13 protein-coding genes and 1 pseudogene are annotated in these 12,168 nt (G+C 52.5%); all 14 read right to left on the bottom strand.

The window, feature by feature from the left end:
* Nucleotides 1-2: 2 nt before the first annotated feature.
* Complete coding sequence (locus tag INF61_RS19675; RefSeq protein WP_193548030.1) at nt 3-3,305, bottom strand: phage tail tape measure protein; 3,303 nt, start codon at nt 3,303-3,305, stop codon at nt 3-5.
* Between the two features lie 57 nt (nt 3,306-3,362).
* The gene (locus INF61_RS19670) at nt 3,363-3,704 is read right to left on the bottom strand and encodes a hypothetical protein (RefSeq protein ID WP_045349446.1); all 342 of its coding nucleotides are present in this window, start codon (nt 3,702-3,704) and stop codon (nt 3,363-3,365) included.
* 55 nt (nt 3,705-3,759) lie between these two features.
* A complete protein-coding gene (locus tag INF61_RS19665) occupies nt 3,760-4,038 on the bottom strand; it encodes a DUF4035 domain-containing protein (protein ID WP_193548029.1) in 279 nt (92 codons plus the stop codon).
* Nucleotides 4,039-4,046: 8 nt separating this feature from the next.
* Nucleotides 4,047-4,430: a phage tail assembly chaperone gene (locus INF61_RS19660; RefSeq protein ID WP_023330763.1), complete on the bottom strand. Its 384-nt coding sequence runs from the start codon at nt 4,428-4,430 to the stop codon at nt 4,047-4,049.
* Nucleotides 4,431-4,462: 32 nt separating this feature from the next.
* Nucleotides 4,463-4,882: pseudogene (locus INF61_RS19655) on the bottom strand (phage tail tube protein); the annotation flags it as partial.
* A 59-nt stretch (nt 4,883-4,941) separates the two neighbouring features.
* The gene (locus INF61_RS19650) at nt 4,942-5,289 is read right to left on the bottom strand and encodes a DUF3168 domain-containing protein (protein WP_045349448.1); all 348 of its coding nucleotides are present in this window, start codon (nt 5,287-5,289) and stop codon (nt 4,942-4,944) included.
* Nucleotides 5,286-5,735 (bottom strand): HK97-gp10 family putative phage morphogenesis protein, encoded by a 450-nt coding sequence (locus INF61_RS19645; protein ID WP_044703926.1) that lies wholly within the window; start codon nt 5,733-5,735, stop codon nt 5,286-5,288. The genes INF61_RS19650 and INF61_RS19645 overlap by 4 nt, the downstream gene beginning before the upstream one ends.
* The gene (locus INF61_RS19640; RefSeq protein ID WP_032665372.1) at nt 5,732-6,070 is read right to left on the bottom strand and encodes a phage head closure protein; all 339 of its coding nucleotides are present in this window, start codon (nt 6,068-6,070) and stop codon (nt 5,732-5,734) included. The genes INF61_RS19645 and INF61_RS19640 overlap by 4 nt, the downstream gene beginning before the upstream one ends.
* 8 nt (nt 6,071-6,078) lie before the next feature.
* Nucleotides 6,079-6,405: a head-tail connector protein gene (locus INF61_RS19635; RefSeq protein WP_193548028.1), complete on the bottom strand. Its 327-nt coding sequence runs from the start codon at nt 6,403-6,405 to the stop codon at nt 6,079-6,081.
* Nucleotides 6,406-6,447: 42 nt separating this feature from the next.
* Nucleotides 6,448-7,659: a phage major capsid protein gene (locus INF61_RS19630; RefSeq protein ID WP_023296252.1), complete on the bottom strand. Its 1,212-nt coding sequence runs from the start codon at nt 7,657-7,659 to the stop codon at nt 6,448-6,450.
* A gap of 9 nt (nt 7,660-7,668) precedes the next feature.
* Nucleotides 7,669-8,517 (bottom strand): head maturation protease, ClpP-related, encoded by an 849-nt coding sequence (locus INF61_RS19625; RefSeq protein WP_045342764.1) that lies wholly within the window; start codon nt 8,515-8,517, stop codon nt 7,669-7,671.
* A 13-nt stretch (nt 8,518-8,530) separates the two neighbouring features.
* Nucleotides 8,531-9,835, bottom strand: a complete 1,305-nt coding sequence (locus INF61_RS19620; RefSeq protein ID WP_022650845.1) for a phage portal protein — start codon at nt 9,833-9,835, stop codon at nt 8,531-8,533.
* A complete protein-coding gene (locus INF61_RS19615; RefSeq protein WP_016063095.1) occupies nt 9,835-11,571 on the bottom strand; it encodes a terminase large subunit in 1,737 nt (578 codons plus the stop codon). The genes INF61_RS19620 and INF61_RS19615 overlap by 1 nt, the downstream gene beginning before the upstream one ends.
* On the bottom strand, nt 11,571-12,044 hold the full coding sequence (locus tag INF61_RS19610; RefSeq protein ID WP_022650844.1) for a phage terminase small subunit P27 family: 474 nt from the start codon (nt 12,042-12,044) through the stop codon (nt 11,571-11,573). Before INF61_RS19610 ends, INF61_RS19615 begins: the two co-directional genes overlap by 1 nt.
* Between the last annotated feature and the right edge of the window lie 124 nt (nt 12,045-12,168).

Genomic DNA, 12,168 nt, shown 5'->3' with positions numbered 1-12,168 from the left:
GGTTAAACTCCCTTGATTAATCGCCACAGAGGCGAGCCCGGCATGCTGGCCTGTTCGTTAATGACGCCAGTGATGGCATCTTTCAGTTGTCTGCCAGCGGCGCCGGCTGTTCCCTGACTGGCTGCCTGTGGTGATCCACCCTGAATATTGATATCGCCGAAGTTAACTGAAGGCACACCGCCGGAGACCTGCGGAGTACCAACTGCCCGAACGCCCAGCGAACCATCAGCGGCGCGCGTAAGCGGCATAATGGCTTCCGGACCAGCCTCGGCAAAAACCCCTGCGCCTTTGGCAAAAGCAAACAGCTGAGGCGTCTGGAAAACGCCATTGCTGTAAGCGCTCAGGGACGGAGAGTCGTAAACATTACCCTTCGCATTAAATGTGAAGTTCGCGCCAGCATTCTGAATAGCGGTACCGCTGCTGGCGGTTGCGGCTGACGTGGCACCAAAACTGAACAGTGATCCAATTGAGCTGACGCCATTAGCAACAGCCATGTTCACCAGAACGTTCTGGATAATCTTCAGTACGCTCACGCCCCAGCCCTTCCAGCTGTCAACGTTGCCATTGAGCATGTCGGTGATCGTGGTGACCGCGCCACCCATGGCCTGCTTCATGCCGTCAGCGGCCATGGAAGAATAATCAGTGGCTTCGTCCACCCAGTTCGCATAACCCTCAGACAGTCCCGTCATCCAGTCGTCACGCTGCGCATCAGAAGCTGCGTAATATCCCTCCTGGTCGCGCAGGCGCTCTTCGAGGTAGCGCTTATTAAGTGCCAGCCCCTGCTGATAGAACGTCTCGTCGATTTCACCAGCCTGACGCTGGCGGAGAAGATCGGTATTCTTCTGCTCAAAATCCTTACGCAGATTGAACTGCTCCTGAAGTCTTTCACGGAACCGGGAGCCCTGCCCGTAGCCCAGCAGTTGCGCTTCATTGGCTGCGCGGGCGCTGGCGTTACTGTCAGCAAGGTTGGCTTCGTAATTTCGCAGTTGCTCACGTAATTTAACCTGGTCAATCAGCGCAGCATTCTGCAATACCGTCTTTTTCTGGGCTTCTGTCAGAGAAGCAAGTTCGCCCTGGCTGACCTGGTATTTAACCTTCGCCAGTTCAGTATTCTGGCCTTGCAGGGCAATCTGCTCTTTTTGCTGCTTGATAAGGCGCTTATACACATCCTCGGTTTTCTCGCCTTCGGTTTTACCGCCCTTCGCCTTAGGTTTGTTGGCCTCATTATTCCGCCATTCAGCAAGGCCGTTATTAATCAACTCCTGACGGCCTGTCTGGAATTGCGGATCACTGGTTAACCCCAGATCATCGGCTGCATAACTCAGACGCAGTCGCTCTTTTGCTTCACCCTTCAGGCGTGACAACTCCAGATCCCGGCGGCTCTTTTCGAGGGCATCGGTTTGCTTTTTGTCGAGGTCGGCCTGAGGAAGTCTGAGCGGGACGTTAGCCAGCCCTTGCCGGGCCATTAATAGCTGATTTCCCAGACCCAGCAGACGGTTAAATTCAGTATGCTGACCATTCATCATGATCATCGATTGATATACCGCATTCTGTCGCCAGGCTTGTTCGCGTATTAAATCATTACGACGCCGCTCAATTTCTTCGAGAGCCTGTTGAATGCCGCGAGATTTATCTCGCATGTCATTCAATTTTCCCTCTTCAACAGCGAGTTGATCCGTAACAATAGCTATTGCTTTAAGGATATTTGCATCGTTCTCGCTGGTAATGCCCGGTTTTCCACGCGATGCATTCAAATCGTCGATCTGGTTTTTCAGCTCACCAACCTTTTTGGCTTGCTCATCAACCAAACGATTTTGTTCAACGAGAGCCTCAACGGTTTGCCCACGATTTTCATCCGTCTCGGTCAGAGACATTTTTGAGGTTTTTTGCCTAATTTCATCAATCTGACCAGCATACTCCTGGGCGGAACGACGTGCCTGCTCCTGATTCTGATACATCGTGTACCAGGCACCGGCCCCCAGCATCAACAGCCCAGGCAACCCGCCGACAAGACCCAGCAGGCCTGTAGCGCCTGTTTTTACAAGCCCCAGCACTGATGTTGCAGAGTTTAGTGCCTGCTGAGAGGCTGCAACGGCTCTGTTTGACTGTACCAGTGCCGCATTTGCTGTAATCATTGCCCGGCGCTTGGATATGGCATTTTGAGTGGCAGTAGCCTCAGCATTAGTATTCTTTGCCAGCACAAGTTCTGACTGAGCAAGCTGGTAAGCCCGCTCAGCAGCAATAGCATCGGCAGCGGCCTTGCGCTGTGATTGTGTGGCTGTACTTGCCCTTGCGGCGGCGAGCGCTATTTCATTTTTCCTCGCTTCAACCAACTGCGCCGTCTGGCTTCCAAGATCGCCAATCATGCCGCCAATAAATCTTGAACCTCCGATGGCCGCCAGCACGCCAGCAGCAGAGGCAACGGTATTGATATTATCTGAAATCGCATTCAATGCCGCGGTTAGCGCGCTTGTCGCCCCAGTGGCTTCATTTGCACCACCTACCCACGCCAGAAATGCGTTTTCAATTTTGGTCGTTGCTGATGCAACGGTCTGTGGCATCGCGCTATATTCATCCTGTAACGCCCCAAGCTGGCTGATTAAAGCCGGAACAACTTTATCGGCGGTAAGTTGTCCCTGATCGGCCATAGCCTTTAAGTCTTTCCTGGCGACACCCATGCCGGATGCCAGCGCGCGAATAACGCGATCACCGTTTTCGTTGACAGAGTTAAATTCCTCGCCACGAAGAACACCTTGCGCCAGAGCCTGGCTAAACTGCGTGATTACAGAACTGGCCTCAGACGAGCTTGCACCTGACAGCTTAAGCCCTGTTGATATAGCCTCGGTTACCTTCAGAACCTCTTCTGAACTGTAGCCATATTCACGCATAGAAGCGGCTGAACGCGCAAAGAGGCTGGCATTATCTGAAAATGCCGTACCGGTTCGCTGACTGATTTCCATCAGCGCGCGCTGTGACTCGTTGAAATCATCTGTAGATTGTGATGCCTGCTTTAACCTGGCGTTAACTGAACTCCACTCGTCAGCTAAAGAAATAAGGTGCCCGGTGGCATATGCTCCTGCAAATGCTCCGGCAAGACCAACAGCAGACGCTTTAGCGGAATTAAGTTGTCCCGTTAAGTCAGCCAAAGCTCTCTGAGTTTCTCTGGACGCAGCTGCCGCTTGGCGGCCACCATTTTGCATGGTTCGGTAATAATCCTGCCCCATGCGTGAGGCGCGGGAAATTTCCGACTGGAACGATTGGGAGTTAGCAGAGATTTTAATTATCAGTTCGCGAAGAGTTGCCATGCTTTCACCAAATAAAAAAGCTCGCACACAGCGAGCTTCGTATTGAATAAAATTGCCCTACCTGCAAAGCGTCTTATAGACCTCAAGAAATGCCTTGTCGTCCTCTTTAATCACCACTGCTGAACCATTACTTGTTAATTTCCCATCAATAATCTCGACATAGACGTAAAATTTATTACGATAACTTGTGCCATCATTATTTTTTTTGTAAGTCACATCACCACAAACGTATGCTGCATTATCACCATACTTAAAATATTCAGCGTTAAACTTAGCATCATCTGGGTTATTTAATTTCTCTCTGACGATGTTTTCGCCATTTTTAATAAAATCATTTTTCTCAGGCTTACACGCGCTGATAAAAAACAAACACATGGCAGCTATAATTAACTTTTTCATTTTTGCACCTTGATTGCATTATTCATGCTAATGCTAAACCCAAGTACTAGATTTGTCACTGAGTTGCAGCTGTAAGTGCAGCCTCAAGTTCTGCAAACGGGTCATTCGGTTCTGATTGCTCATCACCACCCCAGCGCAGGATCGCATCGTCCAGCGGTACTTTTGCCCCCTGCGAGCCGTAGATGGCAGAGACGAGCTGGGCGGCCTGAATGTCACCGCGAATATCGCCAACCGGACTTTGCCTGTCGTACTCAATCCACATCAGAAGCTCGCTTGCCGTCATATTCTGCCGAAGCTCTGAGAGCGTGCGCCCCATCCGGAGCGCAAGCGACATCAGAAACTTTACGCCGGGGGTTGAGACTTTTCCCGCGCTTCGTCCGCGTTGTTGATCAGGTCAAGCGCCTGTTTGAGCAGGCGTGAATGGACGGGGCCGTAGATTTCACGCACCTGCTCTTCTTCGTCTACGCTGAATACCGGTTGCTTATCGGTGTCGCACAGGACGTCAATGAAGAGCACCACGTCAGCGCAAAGATTACGGTGTGCCTTTTCCGATACCGACACATTTTCATCATCAGTACCCGCTTTCACCACTTCCTGCCAGCGCAGCCAGGCTTCACCTGACGGCTCACGGAGAACCACTTTGACGCCCTCCCACTCAGGAACGGCGACCGTCTTATGACGAAAACCCGACATCTTAGCCAAGGCGAGATTTTTAATATTCTTCATGCGACCTCTCAGGAGCCAGACTCGATGTTTTCAGGCTTACCTTTCAGGCGCAGGGAGAACGTTGCCGCCACTACGCCGTTGGTACCGGAAGACCAGGTGTGCTGGCGGATTTCAGCCAGGAACTTAAAGCCTTTGCCGGACGGGAAAATGACCTGGAAAGCGTAAGTCGTATCGTTGTCATACGCATCACGCAAGGCATCCTGCGCCGGATTCTTGTAGAAGTTGCCGGACAGAGAGATTTCTGACGGAGAAGGCAGGCCGTTGATGTTCTCCTGCTCGGTAGAGCAAAGTGTTGTTACGTCGATATCCTGCTTCTGACCACCGGTGAACTGAATTTCTTTGATGGTGCAACTCAGATCGAGGAAGGTTGCGGAATCCATCGTTTCTTTGGTGGCTGGCAGGGAGGAAATAAGGATCTTCGTCAGCTGCGATTTTTCATAAAGTGCAGACATAGCTGTCTCCTGGAAAAAGAAAACCCGCCATCAGGCGGGTTCGTTGGGTGAATTAATTGTCAGGGGGTAACTTTAAAATCCAGGGTGGCACGGTAGAGCCGATAATCCGGCTCGTACCCGGGGATTTTTACCACCTCTGTAGGGTTTAACGGCTCAAGCGAAGCGAGCGCCAAATCTCTCAGGGATCGTGATTCAGCGATCGAAGTGGAATACACATCGACCTGAACGGAAACCCTGCTCTCTGCCTGGCCACACAGCACGTCAGCGGAAACATCATCGACGATGGAAAAGATAATCCAGGGTGGAGAGACAGACGGTTTCCCGTCACTACCTAATGGCGCGACATAGGGATATACCCGTCCCTCTGCCAGGGAAGAAAGCAAGGCGTAGATATTATCTTCATTCACTTGCTCAATACCTCATCAATAGCCTGATTCATCCTGGCAATGGCGACGCTGGCGGCCTCTTCCTCGCGTGTATCGTAAGCGGGTCGTACAAACGGATGTGCAGGCATGTTCGCGGTGCCCAGCTCAACGAATCGCCAGTAAAAGGCGTTTCTCGGGTTATTCGCCTTCATCGTGTTATCGCTGTTGCCGGTGCGCGGGTTAACGCCACGAATATGGACGCCGGAAGAAATCTCCCCGCGGCGGCGGCTTTTTTGGGTCACCACCACCACGTTTTTTTTCAGTTTCCCGGTGCGCACTGGTGCGCGTGCGATTACTTCTTCCTTAAGCACTTCGGCACCGGCGCGCGTAGCATCACGCAGGACCTTGTTGTTTTCAGCGCGGCTAAGCGCCTCCAGGTCCTTTGCGATATCATTTAACCCAGAAAAATCGAGGCTCGTGTCTATCATTTTTCGATCCCCTGCTTACAAAGAATTTCGAGCTGAATACCGCGAGAATCAGGTATCGGCGGACCAATGATATTTAAAATGGCCCCCTTGAGCGGGCCAGTCATAACCCTGAGTCTGGACGCAGCAGTTATATCGCTACGAAATCGTGTCCATACCCTGATAGTAGCGACTGCGGTTTCAGCGCCAGCGGCTACCAGTTCACGCCCGCTGATGCCCTTTACTTCTGCCCAGGTTTCTGCGCCGTCATGCCAGGATTCAACTGGCTGACCGGAATCATCCCTTTCCGTAGTAATATTCTGTATTGTGATCCTGTCTCTCAGTCTTCCGGCCTGCATAACACCCCCTACAATCCATAAATCCGATAGGGCTGCAAAAGTGCTTCTACGGCGAAAGGAATTTCTGTCGTAATGTTTCCGATGTTCACTGCTTCCCGGTTTGCATACCAGTGACCAATAAGCAGTAGCATGGCTGCCTTAACATCATCATTGAGCAGTATCGGGTCCGGATCGTCAGCGTAACCAGGGCTGCTTTCCTTTTCATAGAGCGTTCGGCGTGTCCATGTCTGGACGTACCGGGCCGCCGCACCTGCGTAAATCTCCAGCAGAGCATCATCACCCGTAAAGTCGGTATCAATGCGGCAATGCTGTTTCACCACATTCTTATCAAGCATTTGTTTGCCCCGAAAAAAGCGGCCCGAAGGCCGCAATAGTTATCAGCTACCCGCGCCGGTGCTGAATGAACCGTACACGAACGCCTCTGGGCGTTTCACAGCCAGCGCCAGACGTTCTTCGCAGCGAATGGAGATCATGTTTTTCTCGAAGTCGTCGGCGTTTTCGGTGGAGATAACCACGTTGGCATCTTCACGATCGAACAGTTGAGCTGCGGCATTGAATGCGCCTGTCAGGAATTTGCCCTGGAAAGCTGCTGCCTCAGTTGCTACCACCGGAAGCCCCCAAAGCGTAGGGCCAGTCAGGGATGCCGGGTTAGCCAGGATATAGCGGCCCAGACTGTCTTTCGTGAGCTCGATTTTCGCCCAGTCGATGAAGTGCAGGACGTGGCCAGATGCAGGGAAACGAGCCAGTTGAGCCTGGAGCATTGCCAGGCGCAGATCATCAATCCCGTTCTGGCTCTCAACAGAAAATGCCGGGTCGAATGCTGAGGCCTGAGGAACGATGCCGTGCAAGTGCACACCAGTTCCGTCGCCGAACAAGATTTCCTGTTCCTCAACATATTTCAGGCCGTAACGCATCTCAGCGTCAACCGTAGACTGGAGTTGAGCGAAATCGTCAAGGATCTGCTTGGATGCCTTAAACATGTGCGCGATGGTTGTCACCGGCGTGATTTTAGTTGCGAATTCAATATCGCTGTAAGGTTTGGCAGTCCCCTCTGCAACGACTTTCGCTGCATTGGTAAAGCCCGTTTGCTGCACCCAGAAAATAGCCGGTGAAGATGTGCGGCCAGGCGCAATCAGATCACGAATGAAGAGACGCTGTTTTGGTGCAGTGTCGATGCCAGGCAGTCGCTGTGGTTCAACCACGCCATCTGCAACATCTGTAGAAAGCAAGGCCGCGTGAACTGGGACGCTTACGCGCTTATTGCCTTCAACGCTCGCGGCAAAGGCCTTCAACGCCTCGCTATTAATCACCACCTGTCCAACAGTTTCGGTAACTTTAGCAGCGTTGTTCAATGGCATTTGGGCAACATGCTGTTCCAGCTCACCAAGGCTGGCCTTAAGGGTTTTTTCAGCTTCCTTAAGAGCATTGAGCTCTGTCGCCATTTTATCTACAACATCTTTGGTCTGAGCTGAGAGCTGACCATTCTTTTTCGCTTCGGTCAGTGCCTCTTCTGCTTTCGCGTTGAATTTGCTGGTTGCATCTTCAATGCTGGCAGTGACTTTTTTCAGAATTTCGTTTACTTCAGACATAAAGGGTCCTTATTTGACTAACGCCGCAAGAGCGCTTTCAAGTGAATTGAGGGTTTCAGGTTTGATCTCTTCGGCAGCGCCCGGCGTACCGTCGTTGGTGGTGACAGCGCCAGGCATGCCACCGGATAAGGCTTTAATGAGTTTTCTGCGCTCAGAGCGCGGGGTGTTGGTTTTAGCCAGCAGCGCATCAAGTTTTCGAAGCGCGGCCGCGGGTGATTCATCGCTATCACTGACCGCATCAGCAGAAAGAAGGCTGTCTGCCAGTCCCTTCGCCACAGCGTCACTGCCACCGATATAACTCTCGGCATCCATCAGTTTCTGAACAGCTGCCATATCAAGGCCGGAACGCGCCGCGTAGATGTCTGCCATAGCGTTATCGAATGGCTCCAGAGACTGTGCCAGTTCCGCAAAGTCATGGCGGTTACCCATCGCGTAGACCCAGCAGTTGTGGATCATCAGAAATGCACCACGACCGATCTGAATATCATCCCCGGCCATCGCAATGACTGAGGCGGCACTGGCGGCAATTCCGAGCACCTTCACCGTCACACGGCCTTCGTATTCACGCAGAAGGTTGTAGATTGCCAGGCCTTCGAACATGTCACCGCCAGGGGAGTTGATATTGACCGTGACGTCGGCGCCATTCATCGCCCGTAGCGCACCGGCGATACGTTTGGCTGTTACGCCTTCACCCCAGTAGTCCTGTCCGATCACATCAAAAACAGAAATACTGTTGTCGTCGGTGGCCGCAGCTTTGATCCCGCCATCCCAGCGATCCAGGGCGGAGGGTAAAGTTTCACAGGTGACCCGCGCGCAGGGGCGACCCGCCGGTGCTGCCGGAAGTTGTTTTTTGCTCATCAGGAAAGTGCTCCTAAGCGGCCTGTTTCAGCGGAGATTGTTCAAAGGAAATGTCAGGGAATATATGGTTATGCAGTTCTCTCAGGGCCAGAGCCTGCACAGCAGGATTGCTGCTTTCGAGATTTTTCAGTTGCGTCAGGTTGAGCTGAACGGTGTAAATGTCACCCCCTTCAATCGGTGGCATATTCTCAAGACGGCGCACGTCATTGCGGGACATCCACCCATTCTGGAGCGCGCTGGTATAGTACGCAGCACGGCCCGCGCTGTCGGCGCGCAGCAGTCCTTCTACAGAGAACTCCGCGAACACCTCATCATCGCTGTCCAGCAGGCACCGTCCTATTTCCTGTTCTATGTTCACCAACAGGGGTCGCAGGGTATGTGTCAGGAACTGGAGGTTCATGCCCTCCAGACTGGATGCCCAGCTGCTTTGCTTCGTGGTGTGACCGACCATGAAAGGCGGAACGCGAAACCAGCGACAGATTTCCTCAATACTGAAAGAGCGGCTTTCCAGCATCTGGGCGTCTTCGGGATTCATGGTGACGCCCTGGTACTTCAATCCGCCTTCAAGCACCATGATTTTCCCGGCGTTTTTTGAACCGGTAAATGCAGCCATGTAGCTGCGAAGTCTTTCACGTTGTTCGTCAGACAGCGCATTCTCAGCGGAGAGAAAACCTGAACTCTGAAGCCCCTGTTCAAATATCTTCGCAGCAGACTCCTCAACCGCCATTGCAGAACCGATCACATCCCGGCCTGTTTTCATCGGCATCATGCCGCAAACGCCGTCAAGACCGAACCCGCGAATGTGCATGATGTTTTTGACGGGAATGACGCGCTCGTTACCGTTTTCAGTGTATTTGTATTCCAGCGCCCCGGTCACGAGACGTTTAACCACCATGTTCTGCGGCAGCAAAGGCACCAGCGAAACCAGGCGGTTTGCGATGAATTTCTTCTCAATGAAGGCGTTCCCGCGCAGGCAAATACTGGCGACCACCATCAACATAAAGCGTGATGGTGTCATTTCTGAATTGGGTCGGCGGCACAGTATCGAATAGGCCGGATGATCGGTTGCCGCTTTACGCGAACCGTCAGGCTGTCGAACGTATATTTTCAGCGGAAGGGTTGAAATAGACTCGCTTAACAGTCTTACGCATGCCCACACAGCCGATAGCTGGATGGCTTTATCGGCCGTTACCACCTTTCCGCTGCTGCTGGTACCAAACCATTCCTCCCAGAACGTGCCGGTAGTCAGGCTGATAGGCACACCAAGCCAGTTAAGCAGAGCACTTTTAACCCTGCCTGGCCGTTTGTTTTTTTTCATCAGAAACCTACCATGATGGGATTATTGAAGAATCCGGAGAGATCCTGCTGGTCGTTGCCACCGTTAACCAGAACGCGGCTCATTGCTGTGAACAAAGCCGCAGGGCCATCAATTTTGGCCTCTGGTGTGGACTTATTCGGGAAAATGTTCTCGTTCCGGTCAGGTTTGACGGTTACGTTGGACATCATCCAGTTCATCACCGGGTGATCGCTGTGATGGAAGCGGCCACCGTATACCAGAGCTTCGACCTCTTTCATCGCCTCAGAGAAATTGCGAACCGTCTGCGGCACTTCCACCAGCGGCAACCCTTCTTCTGCCAGTGCAAGGCTGAACTGCGTCGCACTCCACGGGTCGAAGCCAATTTCTTTCAGGCTCTCGCCAGCTACCCACAGCTGTAGCTCTTCCTTAATCTGAGCATGGTCGATTACATCCCCGTCGGTAAGGATCAGCTTGTCCATCCCGGCCCACTTACGATAGAGCTCTGCCATCTGGCGTGAACATTTCTCAAGGCGTCCTTCCGGTAGCCAGAATTTGAAATCCGCATGAACGTGGCCATCTGGCGCGCGCCAGACTTTAGCGGCCGCACAGATATCAATTTTGTTTGACAGGTCAACGCCCACCCAGGAGGGATAGGTTTTAAGTTCGTGCTGCGGGGCGATAAACTCGCATTTCTCCCATTTCATCATGTCCATCCAGGCTGACTCAGCGGTAACCCAGATATTCATGTGCTTGGTGAAAAAGTTAATTCTGGCCGAAACCTGCTCTTTCGCCTTTTTAGCCAGGCGGCGCAGGTCATCCCAGCGCTTACAGATACCCAGCCCCGGATTCGCCTTCTGCCAGACTTTTTCATCAAAGGGATCGTCACCTTCATCTAAGGTGTAGATGATGGCAAAAAACGTATCGTCTTTTACCAGCCCACGCAGCACCTTGATGGCGTAATCACGCAATTCGTAGCAGATGCCTTCTTTGTTGAAACCGGCGGTGGTGATACCGAAAAGCAGCGATTGCAGACGCGCGCCGGTTGCCGTCTCCAGAACGTCCCAGACGTCACGGGTTTTGTGAGCATGCAGCTCGTCGACGATGGCGCAATGAATGTTCAGGCCGTCGAGGTTGTTCGCATCTGATGATAAAGGCTCGAATTTGGAGGCCGTTTGCTCCTGGTAGATAGCGAGCTTGTTGAATTCGAAGATCCGCCCAAGAGTGGCTTTCGCCTTCTTGACCATATTTTTCGCGTCTTCAAAAACAATTCGCGCCTGGTCACGGGTGGTTGCAGCGGAATAAACCTCCGCCCCGCCCTCGCCGTCGGCACCAGCCATATAAAGCCCCACGCCGGAGCAAAGAGTCGATTTGGCATTTTTACGGGCCACCTCAACATCTGCTGTACGAAAGCGCCGAACCATTACTGGACGACCGCTGCCGTCGTTACGCAGGACAGTTTCTCCCGTTTCTTCGTTAACCAGCGGGATAACAAAACCAAAAATATTAATCAGGATGAAAACGTGCCAGTCCATCAGCTCAATAGGCTGTCCTGCCAGCGCGCCTTTTACGTGAGGCACAAAATTATAGAAATTCAGAATGTGCTGCGCGCGCGGCTCACTGAAGAAAATACCGCGCTCTTCGCCATGTGCCAGATCGTCAAGAAAACGCTGACAGGCAAGGCGCACATACTCACAGGCAATAATTTCCCCCGCCACTACCCTCTCGGCGTAGCGGATGCCTTCTGCAACCTTAGCCATTAATCCCTCGCTTTCATAAACTCGGCCAGCGGGTCAACCGCTTCAGGACCTTTTGCATTCACTTTCGATCGGCTGGCTGGCGTCATACCGAACTCACCAAGCATGGCACGCAGACGTTTCCAGGCATCAGCTTTCATGATGGCGGCGGGGTGAGCCTTGATCAGCACATCCCCGCTCTGCGTTTCGGTCCGGTAGGTGTAGCCCTCAACTTCAAGCGTGTCGCAGTGATGCCGGTATTCGGTATAGGCCTCAACCAGCAGCTCAAGGGCTCTGGCATCAAGCTGAGACATCACACCGATAGCATCAAGCTCGTCGGCCATCCGTTTAAACCAGTATTTCCCCTGCTTGTCGAAATGCTTCGGCGTTGGGGGTACCCCTGAAGGGGGTTTTGGTTCGTTCTCATTGATCGGGCGTTTAGATGGGTTACCCCTCACCAAACGTAGATGGGTCGGGGTTTTCGGTGGTCCAGACATAATCGAAAACTCCTATTAATCATCGAGTGGGGGACCCCATAAAAAAGTTTTCTAACCTGCGGCGATGTGAAAAGAGGTTAGGCGGCGGTCCTTTGGGGTGATTCCCCTGAGGTTTTTACCCACC

Source organism: Enterobacter cloacae complex sp. P18RS (genome assembly GCF_014982105.1).
GTDB lineage: Bacteria > Pseudomonadota > Gammaproteobacteria > Enterobacterales > Enterobacteriaceae > Enterobacter > Enterobacter hormaechei_C.
This window is presented reverse-complemented; position numbering and strand designations above follow the sequence as displayed.

Excerpts from the sequence above, each read along its gene's own strand:
- INF61_RS19625 (WP_045342764.1), bottom strand. The coding sequence starts at position 8,517 with ATGAGCAAAAAACAACTTCCGGCAGCACCGGCGGGTCGCCCCTGCGCG.
- INF61_RS19630 (WP_023296252.1), bottom strand. The coding sequence starts at position 7,659 with ATGTCTGAAGTAAACGAAATTCTGAAAAAAGTCACTGCCAGCATTGAA.
- INF61_RS19675 (WP_193548030.1), bottom strand. The coding sequence starts at position 3,305 with ATGGCAACTCTTCGCGAACTGATAATTAAAATCTCTGCTAACTCCCAA.
- INF61_RS19670 (WP_045349446.1), bottom strand. The coding sequence starts at position 3,704 with ATGAAAAAGTTAATTATAGCTGCCATGTGTTTGTTTTTTATCAGCGCG.
- INF61_RS19665 (WP_193548029.1), bottom strand. The coding sequence starts at position 4,038 with ATGTCGCTTGCGCTCCGGATGGGGCGCACGCTCTCAGAGCTTCGGCAG.
- INF61_RS19620 (WP_022650845.1), bottom strand. The coding sequence starts at position 9,835 with ATGAAAAAAAACAAACGGCCAGGCAGGGTTAAAAGTGCTCTGCTTAAC.
- INF61_RS19640 (WP_032665372.1), bottom strand. The coding sequence starts at position 6,070 with ATGCAGGCCGGAAGACTGAGAGACAGGATCACAATACAGAATATTACT.
- INF61_RS19635 (WP_193548028.1), bottom strand. The coding sequence starts at position 6,405 with ATGCTTGATAAGAATGTGGTGAAACAGCATTGCCGCATTGATACCGAC.
- INF61_RS19660 (WP_023330763.1), bottom strand. The coding sequence starts at position 4,430 with ATGAAGAATATTAAAAATCTCGCCTTGGCTAAGATGTCGGGTTTTCGT.
- INF61_RS19645 (WP_044703926.1), bottom strand. The coding sequence starts at position 5,735 with ATGATAGACACGAGCCTCGATTTTTCTGGGTTAAATGATATCGCAAAG.
- INF61_RS19615 (WP_016063095.1), bottom strand. The coding sequence starts at position 11,571 with ATGGCTAAGGTTGCAGAAGGCATCCGCTACGCCGAGAGGGTAGTGGCG.
- INF61_RS19610 (WP_022650844.1), bottom strand. The coding sequence starts at position 12,044 with ATGTCTGGACCACCGAAAACCCCGACCCATCTACGTTTGGTGAGGGGT.